Below are 19283 nucleotides of genomic sequence, written 5' to 3'. Positions count from 1 at the left end.
CGCCAGCAATGCTTTTCGCTTGTTGAACATTTGTTGTAGCATCATCGCCTTATTCCCCCCTATGATACTGATTCCCGTCATAAAGCCTGACAACCTGAGGAGCAGGACAGATGAAATGGAAGGGCGCATGGTTACTGTGCTTGCTGCTGGCAGGATGCGATAAACCGAATGATACGCAGTTGGTCACCGAAACCGGCCGTGAACTTCAGCGCACCATTGATACCAATCCTGCGCGCATTCGGTGTGAACACATCGCGAGAGGGCGTGAGCGGTTGAGTCGGGATGTGATGCAAAAACTTCAAGACGCGCATTGCCAGAATGTTCTGCGTAGCGCCACTGAGACCAATTTCACGGATACCACTATCTATCATCATAATGCGGTGATGATTTGTGGGGGGATCACCGGGAAAAGCTTTACCGGCACCTTTATTTCGCGGCGCTTTATTTTCTCTCCTGACGAAAAAGCACTGGTTATTGAGCCCGTATCAGAGGCGGATAAAACCCGGTTTGAAGGACAAAAAACCGTGCAGCAGCTGCAGGATGATTTTAACCGGCAGCATCAGCAGTATTGCCAGTAATCAGTCGGGAATCGCCTGCTTCAGTTGATCCAGCGAACAGCGTAATCGCCACAGCAATCCCGCAAGCGTGCCGGCTTCGCGGGTATTTTCCCGCAGAGTTTCCTCGATCATCGTCTGTAGCGCGTCCAGCGCCGCATCCAGTTGCAGGTGCTGCACACCGCGGAGGCTCATCACGTGCTGCAGATCCTGCATCGCGCGCACGCGGCAGGCATTCAGTCTCGATGACCCGGTTTGCCAGTCGCGCAGTTGCCAGACGAGATGTGAACAGTTGAGCAGGACCACGCCCCAGCGCAGTAACCAGACGCGCGCCGTTTCATCCCGACTGCTGCTGAGTTGACCAATCTTATGATAGATCAGTGACTCGAAGCGGTTTTCGCTCAGGTGAGGTCGGGGACGAAGCTGATCCAGAAACGCCATACGTAAAGACTGAATATGCCGTCGGCTACGGCGGCTGTCTGAACTGGGCCGAAGTATCTGAAACGCCAGCCAGGCCAGCAGCACGCCACATACTTTGGCGATATTACCGTCAAAAAACGTTTGGTAATCCCAGTCGGGTGGGTTGGTGACGGCCAGAAACGATCCCAGGAAAACAATAAACTGGCCCCACATGGCGGCCCGCTGTTTCTGTTGCACCCGAAACAGTTGCAGAGTCAACAGCAGCGGAAATAAGATCGCCAGCAGCTGCCACAGCTGATCAAACTGCACCATAAGACCGAATTTAAAAACAAAGCTAAACGCAAACAGCCACAGCAGCGTTTTCAGTAATAATGTGATGCTGCCCGTGGGCGAGGGCGCCGAGGCGTAAAGCACACAGGCAATTGCCGTAAAGGTCAATGCCGACGCGCCAGAGGACCATTGCGTCGTCATCCAGAATGCGCAGCCCGCAACCACCACAGTAAAGGTGCGCAGTGCACTCCAGCCCGCTTCCGCACTGTCGCTTTCACTGGCGAGCGCCGACACGGCGGGTGGCTGAAAGCGCCTCTCCCCATCGGCGTGCTCCAGCAACCGTATCCAGCGTAATACGTTGAGATACATCCAGCAGAAATAGCGCAGCCGCTGACAAAAAGCGCGCTGCCGATAGTCGCCGTCACCGGCTGGCGTAATGGTGCGGAGCAGTGCTGCCAGGCGGTACTTATTACAGTCTGGTTTCGCCAGCTCACGTGTGAGGCTCTCTAACGCCACAAACACCGTCTCAGGCGCGTCGGGCCAGTTCAGCAGCATACGACGCAGGCTGGACAGTACGCTGGTCAACCGTAGCTGTTGATGGAGGATGTAATTCAGCACGTTATTTTGGCGGCGAAAGCGGTAATGACTCCAGAAGGCCTGAATGCGTAATAAATTCATGGTGAGGATCTGCCCAATCACCGCTTCATGTGCCGTGCGTATCCCGTCATTGCGGGTGTCCTGCAGCAGCAGCGTGGCGTGCTCCAACAGGCGAGTGTGCATCTGTTTTAGCGCGTTGATTAACGCATCGCCGTCAGAAGTGCTGGGCAAGAGCATCATCATAAAGCCCGCGCACAGCAGCCCGGAAATCACTTCGCACACCCGAGCCTGCGCGATGTCCCACAGGCTGGCGATATCGGTGAGATTGACGCAGCCGAAGGCAATAATCGCCGCGGTATAACCTGCCAGCGAAAAACCGTACGCCACGTTATTCTGGTAGTGGTTTGCCACCCAGGTACACAGCGCCAGCCAGCCGGCAATGTAAAAGGCGAACAGCCAGGGCTCATTCAACGTATGGCCCGCAATCAACAGGGCAGCCGTCGCACCCAACACACTGCCCACAATGCGGCCCAGACTTTTACTGATCACACCGCCGATGGTCGGAAAGCTGACAACGGCTGCCGAGGTCATGGCCCAGTAAGGCTCATCCAGATTCAGGCCATAGGCAATGCTCAGGGCAAGACACATCGCGCTGGCATTACGAAGGGCATAGCGCCATTGATTGCGATCCGCCTTCACCCAGGGCAGGTTTCCCCAGGCCAGTCCATTGAGATTCATGGCTGTATCGTAATCGTGCAGGTCGTGCCAGCGATTAAACGCGCGTGATCGGGAAGTGCGGTGAGGCGAATGCGAACAGGGACACGCTGCGCCAGGCGCACCCAGGGCACGTTAGGTTTGATATCCGGCAGTAAACCGTTATCCGCCTCCAGGCTTTGATCGTAAATAGCCCGCCCCACGCTTTCGACCTGGCCGGGCAACTGCATACCACTGCTGTACAGTACCACCTGGGCAGCGGCGCCGGGATGAATATGGCGCAACTTGGTCTCTTCAAAGTAGCCCACGACATAATAAGAATGGCTGTCGACAAGGGCAAAGAGCGGCGTGCCCGCGCTGGCGTAGTTACCGGGTCGCAGGGTCAGATTACTTATCCAACCGTCAGTGGGGGCAGTAACGATGGTTTGCTGCACATTCCACTGCGCCTGATCCCGCTGTGCCTGCGCGGCTTTCACGCTGGCCAGCGCCGCATCCGCATTCAGGCGAGCCACATCCAGATCTTCGCCAGAAATCGTATTGCGCGGCAGTTTACTTCGTCTGCTGAATTCATGTTGGGCTTTGGCGAAGTCGGCTTTTGCCTGGCTGAGTTGCGCATCGGCTTTGTTCAGTTCGATCTGCCACGGCACCGGGTCCAGTGTGAATAAGGTGTCTCCCTGATGGACAAACTGGTTATCCGCCACCTTTAGCGCAACGATGCGCCCTGATATCTGTGGTGTGATATCCACCAATTCGGCACGGACTTTTCCATCCCGTGTCCAGGGTGACTGCATGTAGTAATTCCAGGCCCACCAGGCGCTGAGCAACGCAATGGTGAAAACAATCAGCGTAGAGAAGTATTTTAATCCGGAAAATGTCATCTTTTTCATCCGTGATCCATCAGCCAGAGTGAGCCAGTTACGCACAGCACGAACAGGGAGAGATCAAACAGTGTGGGATGCCAGACTTCGCCGGAGGCGAGCCAGCCGCGCAGCACTGGGTGAAGCAGCAACCAGAGAAAAAAACCGGCCAGCACCGCTTTAAACAGGGGAGGGAAGTAAAGTGACGCCCCGAAAATCAGTTCCGTGAGCGGGTGAACAGTAAGAAATCCGTGGTTGATGATATCCATTATGGTGGTGCATCCTGGAACCGGATGGTGAAATATTTTCAGCCGAAACTGTTCACTTAGTTATTTGTAATTTAACCTTCAAGCTTGCAAAATACTATACAATGCCGCTTGATAGCTAGCATACTAAATTATAAGGAGATAACATGGATACCCCTCTCGGAACGGACCTGTCCAGACTGGTACGCATCTGGCGCGCACTGATAGATCAGCGCCTGAAACCGCTCGACCTGACTCAAACGCACTGGGTCACACTGCACAATATCCATCAGCTTCCCCCTGAGCAGTCACAAATTCAGTTAGCCAAAGCCATTGGCATCGAGCAACCTTCGCTGGTCAGAACCTTAGATCAACTGGAAGAAAAGGGGTTAATTACCCGCACCACCTGTGCGCACGATCGCCGTGCCAAACGCATCAAACTGACGCAGCAGGCAGAGCCGGTTATTCAGCAGGTTGAAGACGTGATTGATATTACCCGGGATGACATCCTCTCCGGTATCAGCCGCGATGAAATCAATCAGATGGTGTCGCTGATTGCACGCCTTGAGAAGAATATCCTCGAGCTACAGAACAAAGAGAAATAACACCGACGCGCAGTGCGGCAGCACTGGCGTCGGTAGGTTACTGCGTTAGCGTGGAGAAACGGTAACCTGGCTGCCGTCAGTCGCCATTGCCACACGTTGTCCGACGGAGTAACGACTGGCCGCCTGTTTCTGCACCACCATGATGGTATTGCCGTCATCCTTGCGGATTTCCAGCTCGACACCATCAGATTTATTCATCGCACCTTGTACGCCCTGACCTGCAACGCCACCCAGCACCGCACCGCCGGCCGTTGCCAGACTGCGTCCTGCGCCACCGCCGATGGTGTTGCCTAAGAAGCCACCCAGCACCGCACCGCCGATTGCGCCGATGATGTTACTGTCATCGCCGCCCTGAATTTTAACCGGACGCACGGACACCAACGTACCGTATGAAACACTCTGAACCTGTTTGGCTTCACTGGCGCTGTAGGTATCGCCCGACAACGTATCGGTATTGCTACAACCTGCAAGCATTACACCAGTCAAAGCGACCACAATTACACGCTTAATCATTTGAAAACTCCTTTATTCAAGAATGCGCCATATCTCTCGCGAAATCCTGTAAACAGTATAAGACATAAAGCTGGATAGTTGACCTTTGTCGGAACAAAACATGGCTGACGCCAGCATAGACCGTTAAAATTTAACAATGATTCAATCGATAACAGAAAAAGTTCAAAGGCGTTAACTGACAGGCAATTAATTGATTAAAAACAAATTAATCATGGATTTAGCGGGGAGAGTTTGTCAGGCTTATACCCGCATAATAACATTTTCACCACAACGAAAGGAAAGGCTATGAAATCAGGACGCTACATCGGCGTGATGTCGGGTACCAGCCTTGATGGTGTGGATGTGGTGCTGGCAGCTATCGACGAAAATATGGTGGCGCAGCAGGCAAGCTACTGCCATCCCATGCCGCCTGATTTGCGTCAGGCGATTCTGGCGATATGTCAGGGGCAAACCCTGACGTTGTCACAATTAGGGCAACTTGATACGCGACTGGGGCAGTTGTTTGCTGAAGCGGTACTGACCCTGATGCAGCGTGAATCTCTTGAGGTGGGCGATATCGTGGCCATTGGCTGCCACGGTCAGACGGTGTGGCATGAGCCGCAGAGCGCGGCACCGAATACGCTCCAGATCGGTGACCACAATCAGATTGTTGCCGCGACCGGTATCACGGTGGTGGGGGACTTCAGGCGGCGAGACATGGCGCTGGGTGGACAGGGTGCCCCGCTGGTGCCGGCTTTCCATCAGGCCTTGCTGATGGATGCCACTGAACGTCGCATGGTGCTGAATATAGGCGGTATCGCCAATCTCTCTTTGCTGATCCCGGGACAGCCTGTTCGGGGGTTTGATACCGGGCCGGGCAATATGCTGCTTGATGCCTGGATCTGGCGCAATCAGGGTAAAGCCTATGATAAAGATGCCCAGTGGGCACGCAGTGGCCACGTCAGTCATGCTCTGTTAGAGGCTTTACTGCGTGAGCCCTGGTTAGCCTTGCCGCCGCCAAAAAGTACCGGGCGGGAGCTGTTTAATCTGGGTTGGCTGGAACAACACCTGCGCCATTTCCCCGGCATCGCCGCACAGGACGTCCAGGCCACGCTCAACGAGTTTACTGCCATCAGCATTGCGCAACAGGTACAGCTCAATGACGGGTGCGATCGTTTACTGGTCTGTGGGGGCGGCAGCCGCAATCCATTACTGATGTCACGTCTGGCGGCGCATCTTGCCGGTACCGAGGTGACCACGACCGATTCGGCTGGCATTAACGGTGATGATATGGAAGCCCTGGCTTTTGCCTGGCTGGCATTTCGCACTCTGTCGGGCCTGCCTGGGAATTTGCCGGCGGTCACCGGGGCACGAGCCAAAAGCGTTATCGGCGCAATCTATCCCGCCAATCCGTTATATACGCGCTAAAAGAAAGGGGACAGAAGCTGTCCCCTTGAAAGACGTGGACGTAGCGGCTCAGGCCACCCCGGGAAGATGCGTCAGATTACGCACGCCCGTGATGACGGTTGCCACGATGGTTTCCCGACGTGTAATGACTTCGACCTGGTAGTATTTGCTGCGATAGGCAATTGAATAGATAACCGGATGGTATTTATTGCCCTCACCATAGCGAGACATATGGGCTTCAAGCGCGCGCGAGGCGGCTACGATATGGACGGGTTCTTTATCACCGCGGATGATTTGCTTCATTCAGTCCCTCAAATGCTGTACCTGTGGGGCGCGCCTGAACACTGCGCGTTGCATCGGTCTTTAACACTGAACATCTGACTGCTTAACATCATCGTTAATTAAAAAAACAGCGTGCACGTTAAATATTGCAGAGCAATGACACAATCTGAAACGTGCTACTCATATTTAGCAGCACGTTTTATTTCCGGCAAGGGAAACGCAAAATTTATTACGTTTTCGTGCTAAGCCTTATTTAAGCTCTGGCCAGGCGACGGCAGAGACGCCGTTTAACTTAGGCCAGGAAAAAAGAAACCCCTGGAACTGTGAAATGCCGGCCGCTTCCAGCCACATCCACTCTTCAGGTTGTTCAATCCCTTCTGCAATGACGCTAATTTCCAGAGACGAACAACAGGCTAAAATAGCGTGCACAATCGCCTGCTTCGGCCCGCTCTTGTGCACGTTACTGATAATGCTGCGGTCGATTTTTATTTTATCGGGTTGAATCTGCGTCAGTAATGACAACCCGGCATAGCCCGCGCCAAAATCATCCAGCGCAACGCTAATACCGGCGGCTTTAAGCTGTTTTAGCGCGGCGGCAAATTCATCAAGGCGCGAGATGATTTCATTTTCGGTGAACTCAACCACAATTTGTTCGGGCACCAGATCCTGGGCATGAATTTCCGCCAGCAAAAAAGCGACTGCATCGGGCACCACGACCAACGACATTGGCAGCAGGTTAACTGACAGCATGATACCGTCGACGCCCAGTGCTTTTGCCTGGGCAAAGGCGGTGCGCTTAGAGTGCAAATCGTTGCGGTAGATATCCTCGGGTGCAAGGCGCGAAAAATAATGCTGTTGTGTTTCCCCCTGACGGCCGCGCAGCAGGGCTTCAAGGGAAACGATTTTACGGGCAAAGGGATCAATGATCGCCTGAAAGGCAAAATTTACGCCCTCCTGATCGATCATTGCCGCATCACCTTCGCGTGTTTCCGCATCATCCTGAATAAAATCCCAGCTGTCCGCAGAGGGAATTTCAAAATAATTTTCTTTCTCTCGCGCCTCAACAAACGTGCGTAAGAACTTAAGCGCCCGATCTTCGTACGTCAGTTGATATTTAGTCGTGCCTTTTTCCAGCACGGCATTGAGCACTGTGGTTTTATCGTATTCCCGCAGGTCAAACAGCTCCATGCCCACGTTACCAAAACGACGAGAAGGGGCGTAATCACGCATTAATTCCACAATATTATGATGGCTGGAATCGCGGCAAATACGCTCATAAACCGCCAGGACATCCGCTTCAGGCCCTTCAAGCACCTGAAAAAAATGGGTACCGTTAAATAGTAAAATACCGGTCACGCTGGATGACTCATTTATTTTGTTAGCTTTAGTGACTAATCCTTCCAGCATCTTAAGCGGAACGTGGTCAGCGATGTGACTGCGATAGATAATTGTAGACAGCATAAAGTCTTCCAGATTCTTGTTTTTTTACCGCACACATTGCCAGAGCGTTTATCAGGCAAAGCCTGATCCTGCTGTCATATCATCGCAAAATGTGTCTGTGCCATGCTCTTCACCAGCACTGCACCAGGGGGCACTTACCTGTGATGTTCCGTTGTCACAGAAGAGTTAACGCGATCGATCCATGGGGTGGATAACAGACCGGGTCGGCGGTAAACAGATTTTTTATTATTCTGTTCTTTACCAGCGTGTTACGCATAGTTTCTATTATATCAGTAGTTCAGCCGTTAGGTATTGAATAGTAGTATCTTTTTTGAATTTTATCGCCCACTAATAAATCCGGCTGGCGCAGTCTGCGATCAGGTTATCTGGCGTAATCAAATTATCCCTCCGGCCTTACGTCCTTCGTCGGGCAGAAAATAGCAGCGTGTTGATTTGATATGTTTTTTTAAGCGGTATGCACAGTGACGGGTTTAAACGCAATGATTAAAGGATCAGACCTGATTTGGCGAACAATGCCATTTCCTGAAACCCGATGCTCATAAGAAGTTAACCTATGCGAAACCGCCCACTGCGAATAAATCTCAAAACCACGGTTTTATAATTATCTCTGTAGTTTTAGGGATAATTCTCAGCTAAGGTCAACAACGCTACATTATTAAATTAAATCGTAATTAACTCTTTTTCTACCTCATTGGCACAGCGACCACCAGGGGCAATCTTATGCTTAAATCAAGCTACTATTATGTCTGTCCTTATACCCGAGGCGGATGGATAATTCATAAAGAAGGTTGTATTCATCTGGATAACGGCCGTGGACGTGAATTTATTGGTTCGCTGTATACCCGTCAGCAAGCCTTAACGGTGGCCAAAATTCATCATCCCGACGTCATCCTGTGTACCGCCTGCCTGAGCCCGTACGTGTGCCCCAGTGCTGGCAGAAGTCTGGCAGCACGTAGCCGTGCCATGCCCATGCGTCATACGCCAAAGTCGTCCTGAACGGAGTATGCTGCGCCAGCGCTGAGCGTGCGTTTCATCTTGTCGGCACAAGGTGTCGGAAGGGCGTGAAAAATCGGGTCATGAAGGCGGGGCGTTCACTGCCGCGTTAAGAGCGAATAACCGCTAAACACGCATCGTATTAATAGTGCAGGGCACGCAGTGTAATAAAGCAGCTGCGAACAGCTGCTTTATTCATATTAAGCCTGTTTAGGCTGTCCGTTAGAAGCGGTCAGGCCACCATCAACCGGGAGATTAGCGCCTGTAATATAACGCGCGTCCTCACTGGCAATAAAGGCTATTGCATCAGCAATATCTTCAGGTTCACCCGCACGTCTTAACGGAATGCGATCGTAGAAGCGCTCAAGCAGCGCCTGATCGTTTTTCACGCCTTCGGTCAGATCGGTGAAAGTGAAGCCGGGACAAATTGCATTTACCCGCACGCCGTCAGCGCCGTAATCCATTGCCAGTGACCGGGTAAAGTTGGTGACTGCGCCTTTGGCGGCGTTGTACACGCTCATTCCCCAGTCGCCACCCAAACCGGATACCGATGAGATATTCACCACGTTGCCTTTGGATTTGAGCAGGGCGGGCATGAAGAAGTGAACGCAGTGGAATACGCCGTCGAGATCGACACTCATCAGCTTCTTCCAGTCGGCAGGTTCGATCTCATGGATGCGCCCCTGCACGATAATTCCGGCATTATTGACCAGCACGTCAACCCGGCCATATTTCTCTTCGACGCGGGCTGCCAGGGCTTTTACCTGATCGGCCTCGGCGACATCGCAGGCGGTAGCCAGATGACTGTCGCCAGGCAACTGCGCTAACACTTTTTGCAGCTTATCCTGATGACGTCCAACCAGTACGACAGAGGCGCCTTCCTGTGCAAAACGCCTGGCACTCGCTTCACCAATTCCTGAACCGGCTCCTGTCACTACAACGATTTTACCTGTAAATCTGGACATTTTGCCTCCTTAATGGCGTCGCTTGCTGTTATAACCCTGTTCAGCCTGGCAGCCCTGTGGCCCAGGTCAAGCGCAACGGGACCGGATGCGTATTGTTTAACCGCTAAGCGCCCGAATCGCGTTGCGCAGGACGCCGTTACGGCCTTCTGAACAGGGCCATGCTCCGGCCTTCCAGCTCAAAGTCCTTCTCTTTGGTGATCACCATTCCGTGTTTGCTCACATCGCTGGTGGTCAGCTCCAGTACCCATCCGCCTTCCCCAAACTGAGGAATACGGAAGGGGACGTTGCCTTCAAACGGGTTGATCAGCATGAGCACGTCATACCAGACACCGTCCTGATGTTGCAGGTCCGGGCGGCCGATATAGACACCGAGCGTTGAGCCTTCGTCCCACTGTTCCGCCTGCTGTAATCCACCACCGGCATTGAACCACTTAATTTCCATTCCATCGCGCCAGCTTTCACGTCGTAACAGCGGCTGGGTTTTACGCAGCGAGATGACGTGGCGCGTGAACTCACGCAAGGCTTCAGCGGAGGCGGGCAGGTTGTCCCAGTGAACCCATGAAATTTCACTGTCCTGACAGTAACCGTTGTTGTTTCCCATCTGGCTGCGACCAAACTCATCGCCCGCCAGCAGCATCGGTGTACCGTGCGAGAAAAATAACGTGGCAAGAAAGTTACGCTTCTGACGTTCACGAACCGCATTGATGCCCTCGTCGTCTGTGGGGCCTTCGGCACCATAGTTATACGAGCGGTTATCGTTGTGGCCGTCGTTGTTGTCCTCACCGTTATCGGCATTGTGCTTCTCGTTGTAGGACACCAGGTCGTTCAGCGTGAAGCCATCATGCGCGGTGATAAAGTTGACGCTGGCCCAGGGACGGCGTCCGCGCTGGTCATAGAGATCGCCGGAGCCAAGCAGGCGGGCAGCAAAGTCGGTTGAGACATTGTTCCCTTTCCAGTAATCGCGCACGGTATCGCGATACTGATCGTTCCATTCTGCCCAGCCCGGTGGGAAGCCGCCGACCTGATAACCGCCAGGGCCGATGTCCCAGGGCTCACCAATAAGTTTTAACCGGGAGAGCAACGGGTCCTGGGTGATGGCGTCGAAGAAGCCGCCACGTGGGTCGAAGCCTTCCGGTTCGCGGCCCAGAATGGTGCCAAGGTCGAAACGAAAACCGTCGATATGCATGGAGTCGGCCCAGTAACGCAGGGAATCTGTGACCATCTGCAACACGCGCGGATGAGAGGTATTCACGGTGTTTCCTGTGCCGGTGTCGTTGATGTAGTAACGATGCTGGTCCGGCAAGGTGCGGTAGTAAGAGAAGTTGTCGATGCCTTTAAAGGACAGGGTTGGGCCAAGCTCGTTGCCCTCGGCGGTGTGGTTGTAAACCACGTCAAGGATCACTTCGATGCCCGCATCATGAAAGGCGCGCACCATATCCCGGAAACCCTGAATGCCGCGCGGACCGAAATAGCGCGTCGCCGGGGCAAAAAAGTTCAGCGAATTATAGCCCCAGAAGTTTTTCAGCCCTTTATCCAGCAAGTGTTGGTCGTCTGGAAACCAGTGCACTGGCAACAGTTCAACCGAGGTAATGCCCAGGCTTTTGATATAGCCCACCGTCGATGAATGGCTCATCCCATCGTAAGTGCCGCGCATCTCCGGCGGCAGCGCCATGTTCATTTGGGTGAAGCCCTTCACATGGGTTTCATAAACGATCGTTTCGGACCAGGGAACCTGAGGGCGGTTTTGGTCCTGCCAGTCAAATTCATTCGGGTCAATCACGCGGCATTTCGGCGTGAAGGGCGCGCTGTCGCGATCGTCAAACGTCAGGTCTTTGTCTTCGTGGTACAGATCATAAGCGAAGTGCGCCTCGTTCCACGCAATATCCCCGGCCAGCTCGCGCGCATAGGGATCGACCAGTAATTTATTCGGGTTAAAACGATGACCGTTTTCCGGATCGTAAGGGCCATAAACGCGGTAGCCATACAGGGTGCCTGGCGGTAAACCGGGCACGTAACCATGCCAAACCTCATGGGTAAACTCAGGCAAATCCAGTCTGGCTATCTCATTTTTTCCGCTTGGGTCGTAAAGACACAGTTCTACGCGTTCTGCGTGGGCAGAAAACAGCGCGAAATTTACCCCTTTACCATCGAAGTTTGCCCCAAGCTGTAGACTCGATCCCGACGTGATTTCAAAACGATGATTTGACATCTATCCCTCTCAATTAACGAACCCAGTTACGGCGTTTCAGTCCATGTACTGACCTGCTTTCAGCAAGCGAATAATGCCAGTGCCCAGTAATTATTTAACGTTTCAAGCGTAATGCGATCGGTCAGGGTGATTTCCTGGCCACTTAACACATCACGGTAACGGCGATGTGCCAGTTCGTCAGGCAACACAATCTCTGTGGCGGCCCAGCGCGCCGACGGGGGCGTTTCCAGGTTTTGCTGTGGGTTAAACATCAGCCGGGAGGTGATCACGATAACAGCGTCATTGCCGCGCGTACGGGCAAAGGCCAGTAGCCTGTCCGAATGCGCGCCCTGTGCCGTCAGCGGCAGGTAAGCGCCTCGGGCGAACAGTTCAGGCCGATCCCGACGGGCATTCAGTAGCGCAAACGTCGCTTGCTGGTTAACCTGTCCCTGAAGCCAGCCATCAAGCGTAGCGGGCAGGGCGGTCGTCGCAGCCGCTAACATCTGTTGGAGGGCGGCATAATCAGGCTCGCGACGGTTGTCAGGATCGACCAGGCTGAAGTCCAGTGCTTCGCTTCCCTGATAAATATCCGGCACGCCAGGCGCGGTCAGCTTGATGACTCTCTGGCTCAGGCTGTTTATCAGCCCGGTCTGGATAAAGGGCTGCAACGCCTCGACGAAATCCTGCAGAAAAGCCTGATTAGTCGGTGAAAGCAGATGACGCGCGTAGTCCAGCACCGCCTGCTCATAGGCCGCATTGTTCTCTGTCCAGTCAGTACGCAGCTTGGCTTCACGCAACGCTTTTTCCACATAGCCCGCAAAGCGCTCGGCTAAGGCATCCAGGCCCGCGCTATCCTGAGGGGCCAGGGTCGGTGGCCAGACGCCAGCCAGCGCCTGATACAGCATCCACTCCACGGACGCCTCCGGTGCAGGGCCATCCTCAAGGGTACGTACCGCCTGACGATTAAGCCCGCGCCAGCGTTCCACGCACGTCGCCCAGCGCTGAGGGGCTTCTGTCAGGGTATAAAGGCGGGCACGTGCGTCCTCGCCTCGCTTGGTGTCATGCGTCGAGCTGGCGGTAAGGGCATCCGGCTGGCGCGCAAGACGCGTTTGCATCTCATGGTGAAACTGTTGCGGGTCAAACTGCTGCTGCAAGGGTTCTGCGCCGACTTCATTAAGCGCCAGCGCCCGGTTCTGTCGGTAGAACAGCGTGTCCTCGATGGATTTCGCCATCAGTGGGCCGGTGAGCTGCTGGAAACGGGTACGGAAGCTGTCCGCCAGCCCGGTGACCTTAGCGTCAACGTTGCCCTGCATAATCTGTAGCAGGAAATCGATCGTGCGACTGTCCGGTGCCTGTGCTGACGCCTTCACGTTGCTGGCGATATCCTGTAGCCGTTGCAGGTCATCTGCGGGCAGGCCGTGCGCATTACCGTAGGTGCGGTAAACCGGAAAGGCCACCAGCAGCTCACGCAGTGCGGCGCGCAGCTGATCCGGGTTAACCGTCATCTGTTCACCTGCGGCAATAGCGGTAGCCAGATCCATCAGGCGCGAAAATTCACCCGCAAAGTTGCGGTCTGCCATCAGGCATTTCGCTTTGCGGAGTTCGTCTGCCATCTGGACAGCGTTGCCACTGACGCTCTCATAGGCCTGGCGGAGCGCGTCGAGATGATGGTTATCAACCAGGACATGGGACAGCGCGGCGATAAACTCGTAGCCGGTGGTGCCCGAAATCGGCCAGTCGGCGGGGATCTGTTCTCCCTCACCCAGGATTTTCTCGACGGTGATATAACATGCCGCACCGGCCTCGTGGCGTAGCTGTTCAAGGTATCCTTTTGGATCGGCCAGCCCGTCAACGTGATCGACACGCAGGCCGTCAACCGCGCCGCTGTGCACCAGTTCCAGAATAAGCCGGTGCGCATCCCTGAACACTGCCGGATCTTCGACCCGCACACCGACCAGGCCAGTGACCTCAAAGAAACGGCGGTAGGAGAGATCCTGGGCGGCATCGCGCCACGACATCAGTCGCCAGGGTTGCTGTTGGTGCAGGGCCGCCAGCTCGGCTTTGCTGCGAAGCTGGAGAACCGCCTCTTCACGTCCCTGCCAGCTTTCCGGGGTCAGGGGATAGTAGCTCTCAAAATAGGCCAGTGCCGGTTTGCCGGTTTGCGGATCGCGTTTGACGGCGAGGTCTCCGTTTTCCAGCACGGTGTCGAGATCATCGCCCAGAAACGGCAGCGTCAAACGGCGTGACCAGTCGATATCAAAATAGTGGGCATAGCGACTGTTTTGGCCGTGCTCCAGCACGTCGTACCACCAGCCGTTTTCCAGCGATGCCGCCATGTGGTTGGGAACGATATCAATGATGAATCCCATACCGGCCTGTTTCAACGCCTGCGCCAGACGATCAAACCCCGCGCGGCCACCAATGGCCGGATCGATCTGATTCACGTCGGTCACGTCATACCCGTGGGTGGATTCACGGGTCGCGGTAAAGACCGGCGAGGCATAAAGATGACTGATGCCGATGTGTTTCAGATAAGGAATCAGCGCCGCTGCGCGGTCAAAGGTCATGCTATTTCGGAACTGAATACGGTAGGTCGCGGTTGGAATACTCATTTATGCTCTCCGGCAGCCAGACGAACAATCATTGCGTTTGGCGGCAGATTGTCTGCCGGTTGCGGCCAGGCAAAAAGGGTTTCACCCGGCATCTCTGGCAGGGGACGATCCTGTTCACCGATATTCAATGCCACAGAGAGGGTTCCGGCTGGGAACGTCCAGCTTACGGCAACGAATCCCTCTGCGGTTTCCAGCACCTTCCCGCTATGCCCGCCCGCCGTTGCCAGCAGCGGCACAATGTACTGCTGCCGGATGGCCAGAAGCGAACGGGTCAGCTTCAGCCAACGTTTTCCTTCTTCACTTTCCAGCTTGCGCCAGTCCAGTTTTGATCGGGTAAAGGTCGCTTCGTCATTGGGATCGGGAACGCTTTCACCTTCATGGCCCGCGTGTCCTTCAAACTCTCTCGCCCGGCCTTCGCGCACCGCTTTGGCCAGATCGCCATGGAAATCGGTAAAGAACAGGAAAGGATGGGTTTCGCCGTACTCCTCCCCCATAAACAGCAAAGGGATGTGAGGCGACAGCAGGAGCGTGGCCAGCAGCACCTGGGTACGTTCGGCCCCGGCCAGTGAAATCAGCCGTTCTCCCTGCGCGCGATTGCCGACCTGATCGTGATTCTGGATAAAGTCCACAAAGGCCACCGGTGGTTGACCGGTACTGTCAACGCCGCGCTTTTCGCCGGACTGCACGGAGACCTCGCCCTGATAGACAAAGCCCTCAGCCAGCGCGCGCGCCACGCGTTTCTCTGGCTGTTCGGCAAAATCCTGGTAATAAGCATGCGTTTCGCCCGTGGCAAACACATGAACGGCATTGTGAAAATCATCATTCCATTCCCCGGTAAACAGCGGGGCGGAGCCATCTTCTGCTCTGGGATGCAGAAAGATAACGTTGCGACAGTCTTCGGTGGTGAGGTGAATCTGGCGATCGGGAATATCGGCACGAATGCGTTCGGCAATGTCCGTCAAAACATGCTTGTCTGAAATGTCTTCAATCTGATCGATGGCGTCAAAGCGCAAGCCGTCAAGATGGTACTCCTGCAGCCAGTAGAGCGGGGCTTCAGCGATATAACGCCGCACCGCATCCACATCATAAGCAATACCTGCGCCCCACGGCGTCATCCGGTCTTTATGAAAGAAGTCAGGCGACAGCAACGGCAGATAGTTACCATCCGGGCCAAAGTGGTTAAGCACAATATCCAGTACCACCGCAATGCCATAACCGTGGGCTGCATCAATAAACGCCTTAAAATCGTCAGGCGTACCGTACGCGGCGTGAGGTGCGTAAAGCAGCACGCCATCGTAACCCCAACCACGTTGACCGCCGAACTGAGAGACGGGCAGCACTTCAATCATGGTGATGCCGGTTTCAGCCAGGTAAGGCAGTTTCTTTATCGCGGCCTGGAAGGTTCCTTCTTCGGTGAAGGTGCCCATATGCATTTCATAGACCACGCTTTCCTGCCACGGACGGCCTTGCCAGTTGGTGTTCTGCCAATGATAGTGACCAGGATCGATGACCAGAGAAGGGCCGTTGACGTCGTCTTGCTGCGCGCGTGAAGCCGGATCGGGAATCACCGTGCCATCGTTCAGCACGAAATTATAGGCTGCTCCCGCCTGTACACCGCTGACCTGCTGCTCAAACCAGCCGTCTTCGGCTGGCGTCATCGCGATATCATTACCGGAAAGTCTTAATGTGACCTGCTGTTGACCCGTCGCCCACACGCGGAAACGCACCGTACCATCAGCCAGAAATTCACTTCCCCAACTCTTAAAAAAAGATGTAGATCCCATTCCGTTGCCTCGTTAACCAGAAAGTACGCAATAAACATCCTCGCGCTATCGTTAAGCCGATGAGGCGAGTTCAAAGGTATGTCAGCGAGATTCAGCGCCCAGGAGGTCGGTGCGCCTTAACAGCCTCAACCAGCGCCATTATTCAGAAAATGTTATGTGTAATACCGCTTCAGGCACCCGGCAGCGCCTGCTTCACACGACTCTCAACAAGTAATCATAGACTACGCTGCGGCATTTACGGTCGCGGTGCACAATGAACACCACACCTTTTTTCCCTTCTACATGACAGGGTTGTCCGATCCCCCCGACATCCTTCTGCTGCTGTCTGCGGTAAATCAGATAAAGACCAGGGCTTTTGCAGAAAAAAACCGCTGAAAGCAGCGGTTTTGCAGGGAAAACAGAAAGGGCAGGTGTGACACTTGCGCACCCCGTGCTCCAGCCACCCCGATCGGAATGGCTGGAACCAGGATCAGGCCGGAATGGTCTGTGCTTTTTGACTGCGCGACCAGACGCGATGTTCTGCCATGGCGGCGGTAAAATCATTCATCAGCGCAATTTCAGCATTATCGGCTTCCACAATGCCTTCTTCTTGCTGGTTTTCATCCAGATCAAACTGCGCTTTAAAGCGACGTGCGTCGCCACTCAGGCCGATGACTTTCAGATGCTTGTAGGCTTCCAGCAGGAAGTAGCGCGCGTCACCGCTTTTCAGCAGCGCGTCAACGTTACCATCGGGTACCATTACGGCATCGAAGGTCAGTGAAGGGAGACCGTTGAACGTCGCATCGATGGGTAACAGAGAACCGTCGTCGGCGCTGACCTGGCCCATATGCGCCGCCAGCAGTTTGGTATGCACGCCTGCGGCTTTCAGGTGCTGCAGGATGTGCAACACGTCCTCGGCCTTCACGCCTTCGCTCAACAGCAGCGCCACCTGACGACCTTTGATGTCACCATCCGGAATCGCATACAGGCTCAGGCTGTCATCTTTCTGCAGACCATTCACGTCTTTTGGCGCAGCGGTATTCAGCTGTTCGTCGCTAAGGCCAATACCCAGATTGGCTGCCACACCTTGCGCCAGTTTGACATCAATGCGCAGCAGATGGTCAAGCACGCGCTCGCGAATATAAGGACGGGCGACTTTACTCAGCTCGAAAGAGTACGCGCCAATGATGTGCTGCTGTTCAATCTCGGTCTGACTGTTCCAGAACAGGCGAGGTTGAGAATAATATTCGCCAAAGGATGGACTGCGCTCACGGACTTTATGCCCCTCAACACGTTCCTGATAGCTCTCGAAACCACCACCTTTTGCCGCAGGCGGTGTTTCGCGAGGCCAGTTATCGTTAATTGAGTTGGGCTCATAGTTGGCCGGATTGGTGTCAATATCCATCCGGTGCATGCCCTGGCGCTGGAAGTTGTGATATGGACAAACCGGGCGGTTAATCGGGATCTCATGGAAGTTAGGACCACCGAGGCGACTGATTTGCGTATCGGTGTAGGAGAACAGTCGGCCCTGAAGCAGAGGATCGTTGGAAAAGTCGAGCCCAGGTACGATATGGCCCGGGTGGAACGCAACCTGCTCTGTTTCTGCAAAGAAGTTATCCGGATTGCGATTCAGCACCATTTTACCGACCCGCACGACAGGGACCAGCGCTTCAGGAATCAGCTTGGTGGCATCCAGAATATCGAAGTCGAACTTGAACTCATCCTCTTCCGGGATCAGCTGCAGGCCAAGCTCGAATTCCGGAAAGTCACCCGCTTCAATCGCTTCCCACAGATCGCGACGGTGGAAGTCCGGATCGCGCCCGGTCAGCTTCTGCGATTCGTCCCACAGCAGCGACGCTTTACCTGCCAGTGGTTTCCAGTGGAAGCGAACAAACGTGGCTTTGCCTTCATCGTTAATCAGGCGGAAGGTGTGAATACCAAAGCCTTCCATTGTGCGATAGCTGCGCGGAATACCGCGGTCAGACATTGCCCAGATCACGTTGTGCAGGGTTTCAGGTTGTAGCGACACATAATCCCAAAAGGTGTCATGAGCACTTTGGCCCTGTGGAATTTCATTGTGTGGCTCGGGTTTCACCGCATGCACAAAGTCGGGGAATTTGTGGGCGTCCTGAATAAAAAACACCGGCGTGTTATTACCCACTAAGTCGAAAACGCCTTCATCGGTGTAGAACTTGGTGGCAAAGCCACGGATATCACGCACCGTATCCGCTGAACCCGCGCCGCCCTGAACCGTGGAGAAGCGCACAAACACCGGCGTAATCTGCTCTGGCTCGCTCAGGAAATGAGCTTTGGTCACGTCCTTCATTGAGCAGTAAGGTTGGAAATAGCCGTGTGCCGCCGAGCCTCGCGCATGAACGATGCGTTCCGGAATTCGCTCATGGTCAAAATGGGTGATTTTCTCCCGCATGATGAAATCTTCAAGCAGCGTCGGCCCACGCGCACCAGCGCGTAACGAGTTCTGATCGTCTGCAATACGGGTGCCCTGATTGGTGGTAAGCGGGCTGCCCGTTCCATCTTTACGGTTCGCTGCTAACTGATCGAGTTTGCTGCTGTGAGTATCGGGGGCTTTAAGGCTGCCTGGTGCCGTGGGTTTCTTACCCGGCGGTGTCGGTTCGGCTGGTGGCTGATGTGAACCATCTTTAGGAGCCAGTGAGCCCAGTCCGGGCTGTGATGATTCCGGGCCGGTCGTGGGGGCCCGATGACTCAGGGGATTATTCTTTTTTTCATTCGACATAACACATTGCTCCAGCTTTTTTTTACTACTTGAGGTGCCAGTAAATATAGAACAACTTAATTAATAAGCTTATAAATATTGCGCTTAATCGTTGCGGTTAAAT

The 19283-nt window shown here is 54.3% G+C and carries 15 protein-coding genes; 4 read left to right on the top strand and 11 right to left on the bottom strand.

Translation table 11 applies throughout. The features are described 5' to 3' along the window. Nucleotides 1-110 precede the first annotated feature (110 nt). Nucleotides 111-578 (top strand): hypothetical protein, encoded by a 468-nt coding sequence (locus FBY13_RS01735; protein WP_063879405.1) that lies wholly within the window; start codon nucleotides 111-113, stop codon nucleotides 576-578. Here the strand turns inward: FBY13_RS01735 and FBY13_RS01730 are convergent, their stop codons facing one another. The 3 genes from FBY13_RS01730 to FBY13_RS01720 are packed head-to-tail and all read right to left on the bottom strand — an operon-like array spanning nucleotide 579 to nucleotide 3681. Then, nucleotides 579-2579: an FUSC family protein gene (locus tag FBY13_RS01730; RefSeq protein ID WP_145393315.1), complete on the bottom strand. Its 2001-nt coding sequence runs from the start codon at nucleotides 2577-2579 to the stop codon at nucleotides 579-581. Then, nucleotides 2576-3433, bottom strand: a complete 858-nt coding sequence (locus FBY13_RS01725; protein ID WP_222430262.1) for an HlyD family secretion protein — start codon at nucleotides 3431-3433, stop codon at nucleotides 2576-2578. Before FBY13_RS01725 ends, FBY13_RS01730 begins: the two co-directional genes overlap by 4 nt. A 5-nt stretch (nucleotides 3434-3438) precedes the next feature. Then, nucleotides 3439-3681 carry a DUF1656 domain-containing protein gene (locus FBY13_RS01720; protein ID WP_145393313.1) on the bottom strand — a complete coding sequence of 81 codons (243 nt, stop codon included), beginning with the start codon at nucleotides 3679-3681 and terminating at the stop codon, nucleotides 3439-3441. Nucleotides 3682-3824: 143 nt separating this feature from the next. Between FBY13_RS01720 and slyA the strand changes: the two genes are divergently transcribed. After that, entirely contained in the window at nucleotides 3825-4262 is a 438-nt protein-coding gene (slyA, locus tag FBY13_RS01715) for a transcriptional regulator SlyA (RefSeq protein WP_145393312.1), read from the top strand. A gap of 45 nt (nucleotides 4263-4307) precedes the next feature. Here slyA and FBY13_RS01710 read toward each other — a convergent pair whose 3' ends face one another. Then, a complete protein-coding gene (locus FBY13_RS01710) occupies nucleotides 4308-4775 on the bottom strand; it encodes a glycine zipper 2TM domain-containing protein (RefSeq protein WP_063879410.1) in 468 nt (155 codons plus the stop codon). A 285-nt stretch (nucleotides 4776-5060) separates the two neighbouring features. On the opposite strand from FBY13_RS01710, the gene anmK reads away from it, so the two are divergent. After that, nucleotides 5061-6182, top strand: coding sequence for an anhydro-N-acetylmuramic acid kinase (gene anmK / locus FBY13_RS01705; protein ID WP_109716253.1), 1122 nt, complete (start codon nucleotides 5061-5063; stop codon nucleotides 6180-6182). 48 nt (nucleotides 6183-6230) lie between these two features. Here the strand turns inward: anmK and FBY13_RS01700 are convergent, their stop codons facing one another. After that, complete coding sequence (locus tag FBY13_RS01700; RefSeq protein WP_063879412.1) at nucleotides 6231-6464, bottom strand: DUF4060 family protein; 234 nt, start codon at nucleotides 6462-6464, stop codon at nucleotides 6231-6233. A gap of 228 nt (nucleotides 6465-6692) precedes the next feature. Next, nucleotides 6693-7904: a diguanylate phosphodiesterase gene (locus FBY13_RS01695; protein ID WP_145393311.1), complete on the bottom strand. Its 1212-nt coding sequence runs from the start codon at nucleotides 7902-7904 to the stop codon at nucleotides 6693-6695. A 720-nt stretch (nucleotides 7905-8624) separates the two neighbouring features. On the opposite strand from FBY13_RS01695, the gene FBY13_RS01690 reads away from it, so the two are divergent. Continuing rightward, nucleotides 8625-8900, top strand: coding sequence for a hypothetical protein (locus FBY13_RS01690; RefSeq protein WP_063879414.1), 276 nt, complete (start codon nucleotides 8625-8627; stop codon nucleotides 8898-8900). Between the two features lie 197 nt (nucleotides 8901-9097). On the opposite strand, the gene FBY13_RS01685 is transcribed toward FBY13_RS01690, so the two are convergent. The 5 genes from FBY13_RS01685 to katE form a co-directional block, all read right to left on the bottom strand. Next, nucleotides 9098-9862, bottom strand: a complete 765-nt coding sequence (locus FBY13_RS01685; RefSeq protein ID WP_063879415.1) for an SDR family NAD(P)-dependent oxidoreductase — start codon at nucleotides 9860-9862, stop codon at nucleotides 9098-9100. Nucleotides 9863-9998: 136 nt separating this feature from the next. Further along, nucleotides 9999-12071 carry a glycogen debranching protein GlgX gene (gene glgX, locus FBY13_RS01680; RefSeq protein ID WP_145393310.1) on the bottom strand — a complete coding sequence of 691 codons (2073 nt, stop codon included), beginning with the start codon at nucleotides 12069-12071 and terminating at the stop codon, nucleotides 9999-10001. Between the two features lie 59 nt (nucleotides 12072-12130). After that, on the bottom strand, nucleotides 12131-14662 hold the full coding sequence (gene treY, locus FBY13_RS01675) for a malto-oligosyltrehalose synthase (RefSeq protein WP_145393309.1): 2532 nt from the start codon (nucleotides 14660-14662) through the stop codon (nucleotides 12131-12133). Continuing rightward, entirely contained in the window at nucleotides 14659-16446 is a 1788-nt protein-coding gene (gene treZ / locus FBY13_RS01670; RefSeq protein ID WP_145393308.1) for a malto-oligosyltrehalose trehalohydrolase, read from the bottom strand. The genes treY and treZ overlap by 4 nt, the downstream gene beginning before the upstream one ends. Nucleotides 16447-16915: 469 nt before the next feature. Then, a complete protein-coding gene (gene katE, locus FBY13_RS01665) occupies nucleotides 16916-19180 on the bottom strand; it encodes a catalase HPII (protein WP_145393307.1) in 2265 nt (754 codons plus the stop codon). Between the last annotated feature and the right edge of the window lie 103 nt (nucleotides 19181-19283).

It is taken from the genome of Pantoea sp. SJZ147 (assembly GCF_007828605.1).
GTDB lineage: Bacteria > Pseudomonadota > Gammaproteobacteria > Enterobacterales > Enterobacteriaceae > Pantoea > Pantoea allii.
The sequence above is the reverse complement of the archived record's forward strand: the minus strand, read 5'-3'. Positions and strand labels throughout refer to the sequence as shown.

What these genes read in the sequence shown, in the direction of transcription:
- FBY13_RS01710 (WP_063879410.1), bottom strand. Translation starts at nt 4,775, where the DNA reads ATGATTAAGCGTGTAATTGTGGTCGCTTTGACTGGTGTAATGCTTGCA.
- FBY13_RS01730 (WP_145393315.1), bottom strand. Translation starts at nt 2,579, where the DNA reads ATGAATCTCAATGGACTGGCCTGGGGAAACCTGCCCTGGGTGAAGGCG.
- FBY13_RS01735 (WP_063879405.1), top strand. Translation starts at nt 111, where the DNA reads ATGAAATGGAAGGGCGCATGGTTACTGTGCTTGCTGCTGGCAGGATGC.
- katE (WP_145393307.1), bottom strand. Translation starts at nt 19,180, where the DNA reads ATGTCGAATGAAAAAAAGAATAATCCCCTGAGTCATCGGGCCCCCACG.
- slyA (WP_145393312.1), top strand. Translation starts at nt 3,825, where the DNA reads ATGGATACCCCTCTCGGAACGGACCTGTCCAGACTGGTACGCATCTGG.
- FBY13_RS01720 (WP_145393313.1), bottom strand. Translation starts at nt 3,681, where the DNA reads ATGGATATCATCAACCACGGATTTCTTACTGTTCACCCGCTCACGGAA.
- FBY13_RS01695 (WP_145393311.1), bottom strand. Translation starts at nt 7,904, where the DNA reads ATGCTGTCTACAATTATCTATCGCAGTCACATCGCTGACCACGTTCCG.
- treY (WP_145393309.1), bottom strand. Translation starts at nt 14,662, where the DNA reads ATGAGTATTCCAACCGCGACCTACCGTATTCAGTTCCGAAATAGCATG.
- FBY13_RS01685 (WP_063879415.1), bottom strand. Translation starts at nt 9,862, where the DNA reads ATGTCCAGATTTACAGGTAAAATCGTTGTAGTGACAGGAGCCGGTTCA.
- treZ (WP_145393308.1), bottom strand. Translation starts at nt 16,446, where the DNA reads ATGGGATCTACATCTTTTTTTAAGAGTTGGGGAAGTGAATTTCTGGCT.
- glgX (WP_145393310.1), bottom strand. Translation starts at nt 12,071, where the DNA reads ATGTCAAATCATCGTTTTGAAATCACGTCGGGATCGAGTCTACAGCTT.
- FBY13_RS01725 (WP_222430262.1), bottom strand. Translation starts at nt 3,433, where the DNA reads ATGACATTTTCCGGATTAAAATACTTCTCTACGCTGATTGTTTTCACC.
- FBY13_RS01700 (WP_063879412.1), bottom strand. Translation starts at nt 6,464, where the DNA reads ATGAAGCAAATCATCCGCGGTGATAAAGAACCCGTCCATATCGTAGCC.
- FBY13_RS01690 (WP_063879414.1), top strand. Translation starts at nt 8,625, where the DNA reads ATGCTTAAATCAAGCTACTATTATGTCTGTCCTTATACCCGAGGCGGA.
- anmK (WP_109716253.1), top strand. Translation starts at nt 5,061, where the DNA reads ATGAAATCAGGACGCTACATCGGCGTGATGTCGGGTACCAGCCTTGAT.